At 73.8% G+C, this 14,967-nt stretch carries 12 protein-coding genes and 1 pseudogene; 5 read left to right on the top strand and 8 right to left on the bottom strand.

Going from position 1 to position 14,967, the window contains the following annotated elements; translation table 11 throughout:
* Nucleotides 1-11 precede the first annotated feature (11 nt).
* Nucleotides 12-1,142 (top strand): glycosyltransferase family 9 protein, encoded by a 1,131-nt coding sequence (locus tag EF879_RS03690; RefSeq protein ID WP_123554592.1) that lies wholly within the window; start codon nt 12-14, stop codon nt 1,140-1,142.
* Here the strand turns inward: EF879_RS03690 and EF879_RS03695 are convergent.
* From EF879_RS03695 to EF879_RS03705, 3 genes are all read right to left on the bottom strand, one after another.
* On the bottom strand, nt 1,117-2,085 hold the full coding sequence (locus tag EF879_RS03695) for a glycosyltransferase family 2 protein (RefSeq protein WP_123554594.1): 969 nt from the start codon (nt 2,083-2,085) through the stop codon (nt 1,117-1,119). The two genes, EF879_RS03690 and EF879_RS03695, sit on opposite strands and share 26 nt — an antisense overlap.
* Nucleotides 2,082-3,980: a D-glycero-beta-D-manno-heptose 1-phosphate adenylyltransferase gene (gene rfaE2, locus EF879_RS03700; RefSeq protein WP_123554596.1), complete on the bottom strand. Its 1,899-nt coding sequence runs from the start codon at nt 3,978-3,980 to the stop codon at nt 2,082-2,084. The genes EF879_RS03695 and rfaE2 overlap by 4 nt, the downstream gene beginning before the upstream one ends.
* Nucleotides 3,981-4,097: 117 nt before the next feature.
* Nucleotides 4,098-4,499 carry a hypothetical protein gene (locus tag EF879_RS03705; RefSeq protein ID WP_123554598.1) on the bottom strand — a complete coding sequence of 134 codons (402 nt, stop codon included), beginning with the start codon at nt 4,497-4,499 and terminating at the stop codon, nt 4,098-4,100.
* A 212-nt stretch (nt 4,500-4,711) separates the two neighbouring features.
* Between EF879_RS03705 and EF879_RS03710 the strand changes: the two genes are divergently transcribed.
* On the top strand, nt 4,712-6,340 hold the full coding sequence (locus tag EF879_RS03710; RefSeq protein WP_123554600.1) for an MDR family MFS transporter: 1,629 nt from the start codon (nt 4,712-4,714) through the stop codon (nt 6,338-6,340).
* Between the two features lie 17 nt (nt 6,341-6,357).
* Here the strand turns inward: EF879_RS03710 and EF879_RS03715 are convergent, their stop codons facing one another.
* A complete protein-coding gene (locus EF879_RS03715) occupies nt 6,358-6,852 on the bottom strand; it encodes an NUDIX domain-containing protein (RefSeq protein ID WP_123555357.1) in 495 nt (164 codons plus the stop codon).
* Between the two features lie 344 nt (nt 6,853-7,196).
* Here EF879_RS03715 and EF879_RS03720 point away from each other — a divergent pair, with 344 nt between their 5' ends.
* On the top strand, nt 7,197-8,099 hold the full coding sequence (locus EF879_RS03720; protein ID WP_233604198.1) for an NADP-dependent oxidoreductase: 903 nt from the start codon (nt 7,197-7,199) through the stop codon (nt 8,097-8,099).
* Between the two features lie 113 nt (nt 8,100-8,212).
* Here EF879_RS03720 and EF879_RS03725 read toward each other — a convergent pair whose 3' ends face one another.
* Nucleotides 8,213-9,238: an NADPH:quinone reductase gene (locus tag EF879_RS03725; protein ID WP_123554604.1), complete on the bottom strand. Its 1,026-nt coding sequence runs from the start codon at nt 9,236-9,238 to the stop codon at nt 8,213-8,215.
* A 237-nt stretch (nt 9,239-9,475) separates the two neighbouring features.
* Here EF879_RS03725 and EF879_RS03730 point away from each other — a divergent pair, with 237 nt between their 5' ends.
* On the top strand, nt 9,476-11,254 hold the full coding sequence (locus EF879_RS03730; RefSeq protein ID WP_123554606.1) for an acyltransferase family protein: 1,779 nt from the start codon (nt 9,476-9,478) through the stop codon (nt 11,252-11,254).
* Between the two features lie 130 nt (nt 11,255-11,384).
* Here the strand turns inward: EF879_RS03730 and EF879_RS03735 are convergent, their stop codons facing one another.
* Nucleotides 11,385-12,212 (bottom strand): FkbM family methyltransferase, encoded by an 828-nt coding sequence (locus EF879_RS03735; protein ID WP_123554608.1) that lies wholly within the window; start codon nt 12,210-12,212, stop codon nt 11,385-11,387.
* A 488-nt stretch (nt 12,213-12,700) separates the two neighbouring features.
* Between EF879_RS03735 and EF879_RS03740 the strand changes: the two genes are divergently transcribed.
* Entirely contained in the window at nt 12,701-13,672 is a 972-nt protein-coding gene (locus tag EF879_RS03740; RefSeq protein WP_123554610.1) for a quinone oxidoreductase, read from the top strand.
* 51 nt (nt 13,673-13,723) lie between these two features.
* Here the strand turns inward: EF879_RS03740 and EF879_RS27915 are convergent, their stop codons facing one another.
* Both EF879_RS27915 and EF879_RS27480 read right to left on the bottom strand, forming a co-directional pair.
* On the bottom strand, nt 13,724-14,095 hold the full coding sequence (locus EF879_RS27915; RefSeq protein ID WP_255420900.1) for an Mth938-like domain-containing protein: 372 nt from the start codon (nt 14,093-14,095) through the stop codon (nt 13,724-13,726).
* Nucleotides 14,093-14,731 (bottom strand): annotated as a pseudogene (locus tag EF879_RS27480) (HAD family hydrolase); the annotation flags it as partial. The gene EF879_RS27915 and the pseudogene EF879_RS27480, both read right to left, overlap by 3 nt.
* Nucleotides 14,732-14,967: the final 236 nt, after the last annotated feature.

Below are 14,967 nucleotides of genomic sequence, written 5' to 3' on the forward strand. Positions count from 1 at the left end.
GTGGCCGGGCGATGATCGGCACAGTCCGGGATCTGGTCGACGACGTCGAACGGATCGCCGTACTCCGGGCCAACGCGCTCGGCGACTTCATCTTCGCCCTGCCGGCCCTGGAGGCGCTGCGGGCCTGCTATCCCCACGCCGAGCTGGTGCTGCTCGGCGCCCCCTGGCACGACCGGCTGCTCCGAGACCGGCCCGGTCCGGTCGACCGGGTGCTCGTGGTGCCGCCGGCCCCCGGGATTCGGACCGCCGGCCCCGACGAGCGCCCGGACTCCATGGCGCGGTTCCTGACCGACGCCCGGCGGGAGCGGTTCGACCTGGCACTCCAGATGCACGGCGGTGGGGCGAACTCGAACCCGCTGGTCGCCGCGCTCGGTGCCCGGGTCACCGCCGGGCTGCGGGCCGAGAACGCTCCGCCGCTGGACCGGTGGCTCCGGTACGTCTACTACCAGCCGGAGATCGTTCGCTACCTGGAGGTCGCCGGCCTGGTCGGGGCCAACCCGACCAGCCTGGTGCCCCGGCTGGCGGTCACCGAGGCGGACCTGGCCGAGGCGCGGTCGGTGGTCGGCCCGCCCGACCGGCCCCGGATCGCCCTGCACCCGGGGGCGAGCGACCCCCGGCGGCGCTGGCCGCCGGAGCGGTTCGCGCAGGTCGCCGACCACCTCGCCGGCCAGGGGTACGAGGTGCTGGTCACCGGCACACCCGACGAGCGCGATCTCGCCGAGCGGGTGGTCCGGGCGGCCCGCGCCCCGGTTCGGTCGCTGGTCGGCGAGCTGTCGCTGGGCGGCCTGATCGGCTGCTACCACGACTGTCGGGTGGTGGTCGCCAACGACACCGGTCCGGTGCACGTCGCCGCCGCCGTCGACACCCCGACCGTCGGCATCTTCTGGGTCGGCAACCTGATCAACTGCGCCGTGCCGCTGCGGGCCCGGCACCGCCCGATCGCCTCCTGGACCATCCACTGCCCGGAGTGCGGGATCGACTGTTCCCGGGACATCTACCCGGCCCGCGAGGGTGCCGGGACCTGCCCGCACCGCAGTTCGTTCGTGACCGACGTACCGGTGGTGGAGGTGCTGGAGGCGGTGACCGACCTGCTCGGCACCGAGACGGCCGAGCGGGTCACGACGGCGCCGCCGGATCGGTGAGCACGACCTCCCAGGCCTCCATGGTCCGTTCGGTCACCGTCGTCGGCGCCTCCAGGTGGTACGCCCCGCTGGGCAGCACCCCGGCACCCGCGTACCGGCTCATCACCGCGAGTTGCGCGGCGACGTCCTCGCCCTGGTGCCCCGGGTCCAGCTCCCGCCAGAAGTCGAAACCGCCGGCCGCGCGGAGCCGCTCGCGGTGGTAGAGGACGCAGCCGCCGATCCAGGAGACCTTGTACGCCCGCCACTGCCCGGGCGGCAACCGGCGGGCCGCGGTGACGTGCAGGAGGTTGGCGGCCGAGTGGATCTGGGCACGGTCCCACTCGGGGGTGCCGGGGCGGAGCCGTTCCGGCACCGGCCGTCCCGCCCACTCGACGTAGTGCCGGTGGGTCTCCGGCCGTACGTCGTCCAAATAGGACAGTCCGTGGACGGCGTTGCCGACGAAGCCGCAGTCCAGCTCCTGGATCGCGGTGAGCAGCCGGTCCACGGTGCCCGGTTCGAGCCAGACGTCGTCGTCGAGGAAGAGGACGTACCGGGCGGCCGACGCGTCGAGCAGGTACGCCCGGTGCTCGGCCAGCCCACGCCGGGGCAGCCGCCGGGTGAGCAGCACCGGGTGACCCCGGTGCCGGAGGACCCGGACCATCGCCGCCGCCGCCGGATCGGCCCAGCCGGGCCCGCCGTCCGACTGGTCGCTGACCACCACCCCGAATCGCTCCGCCGCCTCCGGCTCCGCCGCGCCCCGGGTCGGCCGCCGGGTCCGGTCCGGCCCGACCGGCTGTCGGTCCGGTGCCCGGTCGGGCTGCTGGGCGGCGAGCCCGGCGAGGGTGACCGCGAGCGCGGCGGGGCGGTTGCGGGTCGGGATCAGTACGTCGAGCAGCCGGGGCCGACGGAACCCGGCCGGGTCGCCCTCGTCGAGCGGGCGGGGGAAACGGGCTGACGGGCTCACGCCGGGTGGCTCGGGGCGGAGACGGTCCCGGTGACCTCCTCGGTCGTCTCGGACCGGTGGTGGCCGTACGACCGGATCCGCTCGATCACCGCCGAGGTGGACCGGTCCGGTACGAAGCCCAGGGTCCGCACCTGCCCGCCGAGGCGCCGGACCAGGGGCGCCTCGGGCACCATCTCCGGCGGATAGTCGCCGCCCTTGACGTACACGTCCGGGCGGACCGCCTCGATGAGCGCGGCCGGCGAGTCCTCCTCGAAGACCACCACGTGGTCGACGCAGGAGAGGGCGGCGAGCACGGCCACCCGGTCCTCGACCGGGTTCACCGGGCGGTCGGGGCCCTTGAGCCGCCGTACGCTGTCGTCCGAGTTGACCGCCACCACCAGCAGGTCGCCGAGGCGCCGGGCCTCGTCCAGATAGCGGACGTGCCCGTGGTGCAGGACGTCGAAGCACCCGTTGGTGAAGACGATGCTGTGCCCCTGCGCGCGGTGCCGGCCGACGACCTCCAGCAGCGCGTCCCGGTCGAGCACGATCCGGGCCGGTTCGTCGTCGGTGCCGCTGAGCGCGGCGAGCAGGTCCTCCCGGCGGCAGACGCAGGTGCCGGTGTCCGAGACGGTGGTGGCGGCGGCGAGCTGGGCGAGCTGGGCCGCCGTCGGCAGCGGCGCGCCGGCGGCCAGCGCCAGCGTCATCGCCGCCAGGTACGCGTCCCCGGCGCCGACCGCGTAGCTGGCCGGCACCGGCGTGGCGTGGCTGCGTCGGGGCCGCCCGTCGGCGCCGCCGACCACCGCACCCTCGGCGTCGAGGGTGACGGCGACGACGTCGGCGCCGGTACGTTCCCGCAGCTCGGCGAGGCGGGCCTGGGCGACGAGCGCCCGGCTGGTCCCACCGGGGGCGACCGGACGTCCGGCGGCGCTGGCCGTCTCGTCGCCGGCCACCACGATGTCGTCCCCGGAGACCCCGATCTCGTCGCTGGTCACCGTGATGCCGTCACCGCCGGCCGGGCCGCCGCCCTCGTCGGCCGGGCTGGCGCTTCCCCCGTCGGTCGGGGCCGCCCCGTCCCCGTCGGAGTCGGCGGCGCCGCTGGCGACGATCGCCGGGCCGGATCGCGTCGCCGGTGTCCCGGCCCGGCCCCGGGTGGCGGTGGTGCTCCCGTCCTCGGCGACGCTGACCCGGGTACCGGCGACCGCCGTCGGCGCCGACTCGGAGCCCGCCGGGGCCGGGTTGCTGAGCAGCCGGGTCGCCTCGGCGAAGCTCGGGGTCACCACGGTCGGCGCCAGACCCCGCCAGTACGCCAGGTCGTGGGCGTCCAGCGCCACCGTCGCGTAGCGGTGGCGGTTCTCGACCAGCCAGCTCCGGACCGGCTCGGGGAGCGCGCCGAGGCCGTAGTCGCAGACCACCAGCGTCGGCGCCTGGCCGTCCCGGTCGGCGCGCAGTTCCTCGGTGGCGTGGGCCAGCGCCTGCAGCATCCGCCGCACGCCGTCCTCCGGCAGCGTCTCGTCGGCCTCGCCCTCGTCCTCCCGGAGCAGGATCTGGTCGGCGGCGAGCAGCCGCCGCTTCACCGGGGTCGGCCGGCCCGGCTGGCTGATCGTCCGGTCCCAGACCCCCGCCCGGTCGAGGCAGTCGTGCAGCTCGTCGCCGGCGACGTCCGCGCCGACCGGGGCGACCAGGGCGGCCCGACCGCCGAGCGCGGTCAGGTTGACCGCGGCGTTCGCGGCGCCACCGGCGGCGCAGAGCCGGCGGCGCAGGGTGAGGACCGGCGCCGGCGCCTCCCGACAGAGCCGGTCGGACTCGGCGAACCGCCACTCGTCGAGCATCGCGTCGCCGACCACCAACACGCCGCGCCCGAGCCAGCTCTCCACGACCGCGGCCAGGCGCCGCTGCTCCGCTGCGTCTCTTGCCATGTGCGGCACGTCCCCGATGCCGCCCGGGCCAAACCTCGCCGCCCGGGTCGGACCCCACCGATCCGGGCGGCGGGGCGTTTCACCCCCGACGTCCCGGTAACGACCGAGATCCACCGCTCAGCAGTCGAAGTGGTGTTCCTGGAGCAGACGGCGCACCGTGTCCGGATCTGGGCTGTTGGTGCCCCAGCCGGTCACCTCCTGGCCGTTCACCTCGTCGATGTGCCAGTGCCGGCCACGCAGTTTCCCGGAGTCTCCGGGGTGTTCCAGCTCGACCGTGCAGGTGGCCGGGTCGCCGTCGCTGTTGACGACCCAGTCGAAGTCGTATGCGACGATCCGCTTCTTCCGCTTCTTCCGGCTACCCGTCGTCTCCTCGTCGGCGTGCACCGTCACCGAGGTGAAGCCCGCCTTGGTGAGCTTGTCCCGGTAGGCGTCGGCGGGATCTTGTCTTCCGCATCCGCCCGCCGTGAGGGTGAGGGCGACCGCCGCGACCGTGAGGAACGCGACTCTCCCGCTGTCCACGTGGCCTCCTTCGGCACCGGTCCGTACCTCGGACCGCTGATGCGCTCCCTGCCAGGCCGTCGCTGACGGCGCGGCGTACCGGTCCGGGAGCGTCGACGGTAGAGGGGCGGGGCAAGGTCCACCCCCGGCCGTGTCGGCGTCGGTGGTGGCACGGGCGGCGGCGAGTGCGGGGGGCCGAGGCATCTTTCGGGCTGACCGGGGGAGAAGGCACTATGACCACCGCTGCGGACGCCCGCCCGAGGTTGAGCCACCGGCAGATCCTGCTGCTGATGACCGGGCTGATGACCGGCATGCTGCTGGCCGCCCTGGATCAGACCATCGTCGGAACGGCGCTCCCGACCATCGTCGGGGAGCTGGGCGGGATCAACCACTACTCGTGGGTGGTCACCGCGTACCTGCTGGCCTCGACCGCCTCGACCCCGCTCTACGGCAAGATGGCCGACCTGCTCGGCCGCCGTCCGGTCTTCCTCTTCTCGATCGGTACGTTCCTGGTCGGCTCGCTGCTGGCCGGGCTCTCCCAGAACATGACCCAGCTGATCGTGACCCGGGGCATTCAGGGCCTCGGCGCCGGCGGCCTGATGACCCTGGCCTTCACGATCATCTCCGACGTCGTGACCCCGCGAGAGCGGGGGCGTTACCAGGGACTCTTCGGGGCGGTCTTCGGCCTCTCCTCGGTGGCCGGGCCGCTCGTGGGCGGCTACTTCGCCGAGCACAACTGGCGGTGGATCTTCTATCTGAACGTGCCCCTGGCGATCGTGGCCATCATCGTCTGCTACCGCGTCATGCGGCTGGTTCCGTTCCGGCGTCGGCGGCACGCGATCGACTGGCTCGGGGCGGGGTTGCTGGTGGCCGGGGTCAGCGCGGTGCTGCTGGCGTTGAGCTGGGGTGGCACCGAGTACGCCTGGGGCTCCGGTGTCATCGTCGGGCTCTTCGTGGCCGGCGCCGTGCTCGCCGTACTCTTCCTCGTGCAGGAGGCGCGGGTCGCCGAGCCGATCCTGCCGCTCACACTGTTCCGTCGGCCCACCTTCGCGCTCGCCAACGCCGCGGGATTCGTCCTCGGCCTGGTGATGTTCGGGTCGATCATCTTCATCCCGCTCTACCTGCAGATCGTCAAGGGCGCCTCGCCGACCGACAGCGGTCTGCTGATGCTGCCGATGATGGCCGGGGTCATCGTCACCTCGGTCCTCTCGGGGCGGGCGATCAGCCGGATCGGCCGCTACAAGTGGTTCCCGTTCGCCGGGACGGCCGTCCTGGTGCTCGGCATGCTGCTCTTCACCCAGTTGCAGGTTGACTCGCCGCTCTTTGTCGCGTTCGTCTACATGGTGGTCATCGGCATCGGGCTGGGTCTCTGCATGCAGCCCCTGATCCTCGCCGTCCAGAACGCGGTCGAGGTCCGCGACCTCGGTGCCGGTACGTCGGCAGCCACCTTCTTCCGCTCGCTGGGCGGTTCCTTCGGCGTGGCGATCCTCGGTGCGGTGCTGTCGGCCCGGCTCTCCACCGAGCTCGGTGAACGGCTGCCGGGGGCGATCGCCCAACTGCCGCCGGCACAGCAGCCCCAGTTCGCGGGTGCCGGGCACGAGATCTCGATCAACGAGCCGGCGCGGATCCTGGCCCTGCCCGACCCGGTCCGTACCGCCATCCAGGAGTCGTTCGTCGGTGCGCTGCACACCGTCTTCCTGGTCGCCGGGCTGATCGCGATCCTGGCGGTGGCGGTGACCCTGGCGGTGCCGAACCGGGAGCTGCGGGGTGCCCCGCCGACCACCTCGAACGAGGCCCTGACCAGGGAGGGCCGGGGCGACGCGGCCACCTCGATGGAGGCCAACGCCCAGACGATGATCTGACGGTGGACCCCCGCGGGCTACTTGAGGACGATCTGGCCGGTGCGTTCGAAGGTGGCGAGGTCGTCGAGTGTCTCGGGCACCGTGGACGACAGCGGTGCCGGCGGCGCCTCGGCCGGGAAGAAGCCGGCGTCGGTGGTCTCGTCGGTGCTGGGCAGCAGGTCGCCCTCCCAGGTGTCGACGCGGAAGGCGACGACGAAGAGCTGGTACGTGTCGCCGTACATGTTGGTGAAGGTGTGGTCCGGGCCGGTGTACATGGCGAACGGGGTGACCGCGGTGACGGTCAGGCCGGTCTCCTCCCAGACCTCCCGGATCGCGCACTGCGCGATCGACTCGCCCAGCTCCATCGCCCCGGCCGGCAGAGCCCAGTAGCCGTTGTCCGCGCGTTCGATCAGCAGCACCTGACCGGCGGTGTTCCGGACCACGGCCCGGGCGCCGACGAAGAGCAGCGTCCGGTCCCCGGCGAGTGCCCGAAGTTGCCCGAGGTACGACTCCGCCCAGGAAATGCTGCTCATCGGCGACTCCCCGCTCTGGTGGTTGGCGCGGTCCGAGACCACGTTCGCGCGAACGGCTCTCCGCCGTCGATTCTTCCCGTAACCGGGAAACGGCGTGCCCCGGCCCGGCCGCTGTGTGGTCCGGCCCGGCCGCCCGCGCGACCCGGTCGGGCCGCCGGCTGCCGGCGACGCCTCGCCGTTCCTCGGCCGCTCGGCGCTCCCGCTCCGTGCGAGCCCGCCGGCCCCGGCGGCCGGCCGGACTGACGGGGCGTTGCCAGCCCGCGTGCCGAGCGTGAGGATGGGGACCGCCCGAAGCGGGCGTGAGGATGGGGACCATCCGACGAGGGGGCGATCACGTGCGTGCGGTGGCGGCGACAGCGGTGGGCGGGCCCGAGGTGCTGCGAGTGGTGGAACGCCCCGACCCGGTCGCGGGGCCGGGCAAGGTCCTGGTCCGGGTTCGGGCCGTCAGCGTCAACCCGGCCGACCTGGGCGCCCGGCGGGGACTCGTCCCCGGTGGCCCGGTGCCGCCGCCGTTCGTGCTCGGCTGGGACTTCGCCGGGGAGGTGGTGACCGTCGGAGACGGGGTCACCGATCTCCGGCCCGGAACCCGGGTCGCCGGGATGGTGCCGTGGTATCTGACCCGGGGCGACTCCGGCGCGTACGCCGAACTCGTCTCGGCCGAGCGGGACTGGGTCGTCCCGATCCCCGACGACCTCGACCTGGCCGCCGCCGCCACCGTGGCGCTGAACGCGTCGACCGCGCGGCAGGCCCTGGAGCTGATCGCCGCGGAGCCTGGTACCCCGCTGCTGGTCACCGGCGCGAGCGGCGGGGTGGGTGGCTTCGCGGTCCAGCTCGCCGCGCAGGCCGGGCTCCGGGTGATCGCGGGTGCCGGCCGGGACGACGAGGAGTGGGTCCGGGGGCTCGGTGCCGCCGAGGTGCTGCCCCGGACCGCCGACCTGGCCACCGTCGGGCCGGTGCCGGCCGTCCTGGACGCGGTGCCGGTCGGTACGCCGGCCGCCGCGGTCGCCGACGGCGGCACGCTGGTGACGACCCGTCCCACGCCGTCGGTGGATCCGGCCCGCCGGGTACGTCAGCACGTCGTCATGGTCCGGCTCGACCCGTCGATGCTGGCCGGGCTGATGGCGGCGGTGGCCGAGGGGCGGCTCCGGACCCGGGTGGCGGTCACGCTGCCGCTGGCGGAGGCGGCGGACGCCCACCGGCTGGTGGAGGCGGGTGGGCTGCGCGGCAAGGTCGTTCTCGTGCCGTGACGCGGTTCCCGGTGGCCCGCACTTCCTGCTGGTGTTCCTCGCCTCCTGCTGGTGTTCCTCGCCGGACCGCTCGCGGGACAGCCGGATGTTCCGGCGGCGGAGCCCTGCCGTGACTACTGGGCGCTGGTGACCACCAGCACCTTCCCGACCGCGCGGTTCTGCACCGCCCGGTGCGCCTCGGCGATCTCGGTCAGTGGGTAGTAGTGCAGCGGGAGGCCCGCCTCGACACCGACCCGGAGCACGCCGGACGCGGCGGCGGCCGCCACGTCCTCGACCGCGTGTGCCTTCGCCACCGGCGGTAGCGTGTAGACCAGGACGAACTGCCAGCGTACGTTCGAGATCATCATCGGTCGGATGGGGATCGCGAGCGACTCGCCGCCGTCGTCGGCGTAGACCGCGACCGTCCCGGCGGGGCCGATCACCTGGCGGTCGATCTCGGCGTTGCGTGCGGCGGCGACCTCGACGATCGCGTCCACCCCGGCCGGCACGATCTTGCGAACCTCGGCCACCACGTCCTCGTCCCGGTAGTTGATGACGTGGGTGGCGCCGGCCGCCGCCGCGAGCTGGGCCTTCTCGGCGCTGCTGACCGTGGCGACGACGGTGGCGTCGGCCCAGCGGGCGAGTTGGATGGCCGCGTTGCCGACCGCGCCCGCGCCACCCTGGACCAGCACCGTCCGCCCGCTGAGCGCGCCGACGTCGAGGCGGTCGGGCATGGTCTCCCCGACGGTGAGGCAGCGGTGCGCGGTCAGGAATGGAATGCCGAGGCTGGCGCCCAGGTCGAAGGAGGCCGAGCCGAGCCGGACGACCTGCCGGACCGGGACCACGGTGTACTCCGCCGCGGTCCCCCAGGGCCGCTGCCAGGCGGCCTCCCAGATCCACACCCGCTCGCCGAGCAGCTTCGCGTCGACGCCGGTGCCGACCGCCTCGATGACTCCCGCGCCGTCCTGGTGCGGAATCTGCCAGCCCTCCTTCGGGGGCGCTCCGGACCCGTCCCCCTGTCGGGACTTCCAGTCCGTGGGGTTCACCCCGGAGACGGCGACCCGGACCAGGACCTCGCCCGGCCCGGGCTCGGGTACGGGCCGGTCGACCACCTCAAGCACCGACGGGTCGCCGGTGCGCCGGTAGACGGCCGCTGTCATGCGCGATGTCCCGTCCGGTGCTGCCAACCCCGGTCACCTCCTCGCTGCTCGTCCTCCGGGCCGGCCGTCGGGCCCCGTCGCCGGAGGGTGCGGTCCCCATCTTGCTCCTGGCGGGGCCCGAGAGCGACCCGAAAAACCCGGCCCGGACCCGGTCAGGGAATGTTCAGGTTTGTCGGGTAGGACTGAGGGGCAAGGGTCTGTTCCGGGCGAAGCGCCCGTAGGCGGGGAGAGAGGACGATGGCAGCGTCACCTGACTCCACGGTCGCGGCTTTGGCCGGCTCCGTGGCCGCGGGCGACACGCCGCCGTCGCCCCCCGCCGGGGCCGGCCGCGATCGCTATCTCGACCTGTGGCGGGCCACCGCGCTCGTCCGGGTGGTGACGTACCACGTTCTCGGCTGGATCTGGCTGACCGTGCTGTTCCCGGCGATGGGCCTGATGTTCGCCCTGGCCGGATCGCTGATGGCCAGATCGCTGGACCGGACCGGGTCCAGCGCGGTGCGCCGCCGGCTGCGTCGGCTGCTGCCGCCGCTCTGGGGCTTCGGCGCGGTGGTGGTGACGGCGCTGCTGCTGACGGGGTGGGGTGCCGCCCCGGCCGCCCGGCTCGGCTGGGGGGAACTGATCTGGTGGGTCTTCCCCGCCCGGACGCCACCTGTCGGTAGCCAGTCCTGGGCCTGGGCCTGCAACACCGTGCTCTGGTACATCGTCACGTACCTGTGGCTGGTGCTGCTCTCCCCGCTGCTGCGGCCCGCGTTCCGGCGTTGGCCGTGGCAGAGCCTCGCGGTGGCGGCCGCACTGCCGATCGCCTTCCGGTACGAGGTCGTGAACGCCGGCGGCTACTTCACCGAGCAGGTGACCAACGTCGCCTCGTACCTCGCCTGCTGGCTGCTGGGCTTCGCGCACCACGACGGGCTGCTCCGCCGGATCTCCGCCCGGCGGTTCGCACTCGTGGTGATCGGGCTCGCCCTGGCCGGCGCGGCCTGGGTGCTCTATCTCGGCTGGTCGACCGGTAACTACGACCTGAACCGGATGCAGGGCGCCAACACGCTCTGGTCGCTGGTGTTCGTCGCCACGGTCTTCCGGTTCCGGCCCCGGCTCGACTGGCTGGGTCGGATCCGCCCGCTCGACCGGGCCGTGGAGCTGCTGAACGCCCGGGCGGTGACGATCTACCTGTGGCACCTGCCTGCCGGGGTGCTCGCCGGATCGCTGATCGCGCCGGTAGCCGCCTCCGGCGGATGGATGACGAACATCGTCCTCCGGCTGGCCGTGGTCTGGGTACTGGTCGGCGTGGCGGTGGCGTTGTTCGGCTGGATCGAGGACCTGGCGGCCCGGCGTCGGCCGTCCGTGGTCCCGGCCCGGGTGAGCCCGGCCCGGCCTCGGCCGACCGGCCCGGCCCCGATCCGGGCCGCCACGCCCGCTCCGGTCGGTCCGGCTCCGGATGGTCCCGAATCGGCTCCTGTCCGGCGGCCCGTCGTCCCGGCCGTCCGCTGGCACCGGGCCATGGTCACGACCGTGGGTGTGCTCGCCGCCGGCCTCGGCCTGATGGCGGTCAACCTCTGGCCCGGAGTGACGACCCGCATCCGACAGCCGGTCCGCCAGGAGGTCACCTACGCCCTGTCGGACCTGCCGATCCTGGTGGACGGGGACGCTGCGGAGCCACTGGCGCCCACCACGGTGGGGCCGGCCGGCGCGACTCCGGGCGTCGTGACCCTGCACGGTGAGGTGTACCCCCGGGCCGTGCTGACCGCCGCCCCCAGCCGGCTACGGGTGCAGCCGCCGGCGGGTTGTGAGCGCCTCCAGGCGGTCATCGACGTCGGCGCCGACGACGCCCAGGTCGCCTTCGCGGTCCGGGTCGACGACGTGACCGTCTTCGACTCCGGGATTCGCAGCCGAGCGGACCACGCCCAGCGGATCGAGGTCAACGTGGCCCAGGCCAGCTACGTCGACCTGGTAACCAGCAGCCCCTCCGGGGGCGCTGTCGGGGTCTGGGCGGATCCCCGCTTCGTCTGCGCGAACTGAGCGGTGGCGCCGGGCCCGTTGGCCTGGGTGACGGCGCCGCGCCCGTCGGCCTGAGCAAGCGCCGCGCCCGTCGGCCGGCGGTGCCGAGTCGTCGGCCCGGCAGCGCCGGACGACGCTGCGGCGTGGACCGTCACCGCGACCGAAGGATCACGTCCTTGCCGAGGTCACCCCAGCCGGTCTCGCGGGCCCGGGTCACGGCGTCGCGGAGGCCCCTCTCGTCCACCGGCCGCTCGGTGCCGGCGTACTGGAGGGCCACGACGAAGTTGGCGCAGAGGTACGTCAGCAGGTCGTCGTCGGCGTGCAGGATCTCGCAGATCCCGACGGCCTGGCGATTGCACAGCAGTCCGCGCATCCCCTCCAGGGCGGCCTGCTCGTGCCCCTCCACATCGATCTTGAAGAGCACGACGTCGTCGGCCCGGAGCCGGATCCGCTCGTCCAGACGGAAGCACTCCACCTCCACGCACCGGCTGTTCGGCACCCGCAGCGACGCGACGCCGGTGTGCTCGTGCAGGTAGAGCCGGGCGGTCCCGGACCGATCGCTGGCCGCGCCGGCGTGCAGCACGGTGCCGGGGTAGTCGGCGGCGGCCAGCGCGACGGTCTTGCGCAGCCAGGGGAGTACGGCGGGGTTCGGCTCGACGAGGTGCAGCTCCCGGAGGCCGTAGTAGGACGTGCAGAAGGCGACCTCGCCGTAGTTGGCGCCGACGTCGATGGCGACCGTGGGCCGGACCTCGGTCACCAGCCGACGCCAGGCGGCCACCGCGTTGCGGTCGAGATTCCCCTTGTAGACGGCCAGTTCGGTGCCGCGGATGTCGGTGTGGTCGGCGTGCAGGATGACGCCGATCTCGTTGCGGAACGCGCCGGCTCGGGTGCGGAGCGCGAGCCTGTGGGCGGCTCGCCGGACGTGGTGCGCGCCCGACTGGTGGAAAGCGCGGCGGAGTGTCGATCGGAGAGTTGACATACCGTGGACCGTTCTCGCTGTTCATCCGGGCAGTGGTGGGTGGATCGTCGACCGGTCGCGGTCGTTGGCCACCTCCTTGGGCGGGCAGTCTGTTCCGACCGCATGGTAAGCAGATAGATACCTAGAGCAACAGATTTGTGGTCGACGGACGCGATATGCGGATATGTCTCGGATTAGCCGTACGTCGTCAGTAGCCGACGTGTCGGGAGGTGCCGGGCCCGGCCACCGGGCCGCTGCGGGCCCGGTCGCGGGCCCGGCCACCGGGCGGCGGGGCAGCCCGACCGGGGGGTCGGCGGGCCGGGGTCGGTCCCGCCCCGGGGCGACGCGCCGCGGTCCGGCGGGCGGGCCGGGTCGGCGCTGACGGAAAGCCGACACCCGCGACCGGGGCTTCCCTCCTCCGCCGGGGCTCCGGCTGCGCGCGGCCCCTGATTCGGTGCCGCTCTCCGGAAACCGGGAAAGCGAGGAGTCGGCGGGGCGACGATGGACCCATGCGGGCGGTGCTGATGCGGCGACACGGCGGACCGGAGGTCCTGGAGGTGGTGGACGCCCCCGATCCGCGGCCCGCGGCGGGCCAGCTCCTCGTCGACGTGGTCGCCGCCGGGGTGAACTACGCGGACGTCTACCAGCGCCGGGGCATTCCGCCGTACGCCCCCGAGCTGCCGGCGGTGCCGGGTCAGGAGGGCGCCGGCACGGTGGCGGCGGTCGGCCCGGACGTGGAGGGGTTCGTCGAGGGAGATCGGGTCGCCTGGACCGGCGTACCCGGCAGCTACGCCGCCCGGGTCGCGGTGCCGGCCGCCCGGGCCGTGCCCGTACCGGAGCGGGTTGACCTGCGGATCGCGGCGGCGGTGCTGCTCCAGGGGATGACCGCGCACTACCTGTCGCACACCACGCACCCGGTCGCCTCCGGTGAACCCGTCGTGGTGCATGCCGCGGCCGGTGGGGTCGGGCTGATGCTGACCCAGTTGGTCAAGCTCCGCGGCGGCACCGTCATCGGGACCACCTCGTCGGAGGTGAAGGCGGAGCTGGCCCGGCAGGCCGGCGCCGACCACGTCGCCCGGTACGACACCTTCCTTGACGTGGTCCGCGAGGTGACCGGCGGTGCCGGAGCGGCGGTGGTGTACGACGGCGTCGGCCGAGCCACCTTCGACGACAGTCTGGCCGCGCTGCGCCGCCGCGGGCTGCTGGTCCTCTACGGCGCCTCCAGCGGGGACATCCCGCCCTTCGACACCGGCCGGCTCGCCGCGGGCGGGTCGCTCTACCTGACCCGGCCCAGCCTCCCGGCCCACATCGCCACCCGGGACGAGCTGCTGAAGCGCGCCGCCGACCTGTTCGGCTGGATCTCCGAGGGGCAGCTGACGGTTCGGGTCGGCGGGACGTACCCGCTGACCGACGCGCCCCGGGCGCATGCCGACCTGGAGGGGCGGCGGACCACCGGGAAGATCCTGCTGCTGCCGGCCTGAGCGCCGGGCCACGCCGTCGGCCCGCCCCGCCGTTCACCAGGTGGAGTGACGTCAACAGGTGGAGTGGATGAGTGCCCCGACCGCCTCCCGTACCGCGAGGCTGTTGTAGAGCTCGACGGCCCGGTCGGTCCGGGCGACGTGCACCTCGACCCCCCGCTCCTCGAGGAAGCGTACGGTGGCCGGGTCGACCCGTAACTGCCCGTCGAAGCCCTCGGCGAGCACCACCCGGGTCGCGCCGTTGCCGAGCAGTTCGGTCACGTCGGCCGGCTGGATCCCCGGGTCGTGCCGGGTCCCGGTCTCGGTCCAGTCCCAGGGCCGACCGCCGCCCGGGTAGAGCTTGAAGTCCTTGCCCTCGCCGATCCCGTCGACGACCATCCGGCCCCGGGAGATCTCCACGATCCGCGGTGACCGGGCCGGGGGCACGGTCTCCTCGGTCAGCTCGGTGATGTCGGTCAGGATCACTGCGGCGAGCTGCTCGGCGTCCGGCGTCAGCGGGTACGACCGGCGCGGCACCGCCACCACCCGCATCCCGGCCGCGGCTGCCGCGCGTACGCCGTTGGTCGAGTCCTCGACGGCGACGCAACGGCCGGCCGGCACCCCCATCCGCTCCGCGACCGCGAGGTAGGCGTCCGGCGCCGGCTTGCCCCGGGCCACCTCCTCGGTCGAGAGCGTCGCCCGGAACACGTCGGTGAGTGCGGTGGCCTCCAGCGCCACCTCGATCAGCCGGCGCGGCGACGAGCTGGCGAGCCCGAGCGGCCAGCGCCGGGCGAGCCGTCGTACCACCTCGGCGGCGGTGTCGATGAGCGGGAGCTGGCGCGCGTACTCGTCGGCCATCTCCCCGATCACGTCGGCGGCGATCCGTTCCGGCGGCTCCGGCACGCCGAGCTCGTCGTGCAGGTAGCGCGACCATTCGCCGGTGCTCATTCCCATCAGTCGGTGCTGGGTGTCGGCCTGCCACCGGCCGCCCCGGGCATCGACGTACCGCCGCCGGACCCGCTCCCACACCGGTTCGGAGTCCACCAGCACGCCGTCCAGGTCGAAGATCACCGCATCCACCACGCCTCCATCCTGCCGTTTTTCGGCCCGGCTCGTGGCCCTGACGCGGTATCCGGACCGATGGGAGACGCCGGTCGCGGGGCCACCGAGCGACCGGATCGGCGGACGATGTGACGGCACATCGTCCATTCCCGTTGGCGCCACGGTTCGATAGAGTCCGGTGAGCCGACGGCCGTTCCCGGCCACCCCGGCGGGCGTCAGCCATTGTCTCCACTGCGGACGGTCGCTTCGGTCCGCGA

The organism is Micromonospora sp. HM5-17 (assembly GCF_003762835.1).
Taxonomy (GTDB): Bacteria; Actinomycetota; Actinomycetes; order Mycobacteriales; family Micromonosporaceae; genus Plantactinospora.

Coding starts and splice junctions, on each gene's coding strand:
- EF879_RS03715 (WP_123555357.1), bottom strand. CDS start 6,852: ATGAGCAGCATTTCCTGGGCGGAGTCGTACCTCGGGCAACTTCGGGCA.
- EF879_RS03730 (WP_123554606.1), top strand. CDS start 9,476: ATGGCAGCGTCACCTGACTCCACGGTCGCGGCTTTGGCCGGCTCCGTG.
- EF879_RS03735 (WP_123554608.1), bottom strand. CDS start 12,212: ATGTCAACTCTCCGATCGACACTCCGCCGCGCTTTCCACCAGTCGGGC.
- EF879_RS03725 (WP_123554604.1), bottom strand. CDS start 9,238: ATGACAGCGGCCGTCTACCGGCGCACCGGCGACCCGTCGGTGCTTGAG.
- EF879_RS03740 (WP_123554610.1), top strand. CDS start 12,701: ATGCGGGCGGTGCTGATGCGGCGACACGGCGGACCGGAGGTCCTGGAG.
- rfaE2 (WP_123554596.1), bottom strand. CDS start 3,980: ATGGCAAGAGACGCAGCGGAGCAGCGGCGCCTGGCCGCGGTCGTGGAG.
- EF879_RS03710 (WP_123554600.1), top strand. CDS start 4,712: ATGACCACCGCTGCGGACGCCCGCCCGAGGTTGAGCCACCGGCAGATC.
- EF879_RS03690 (WP_123554592.1), top strand. CDS start 12: ATGATCGGCACAGTCCGGGATCTGGTCGACGACGTCGAACGGATCGCC.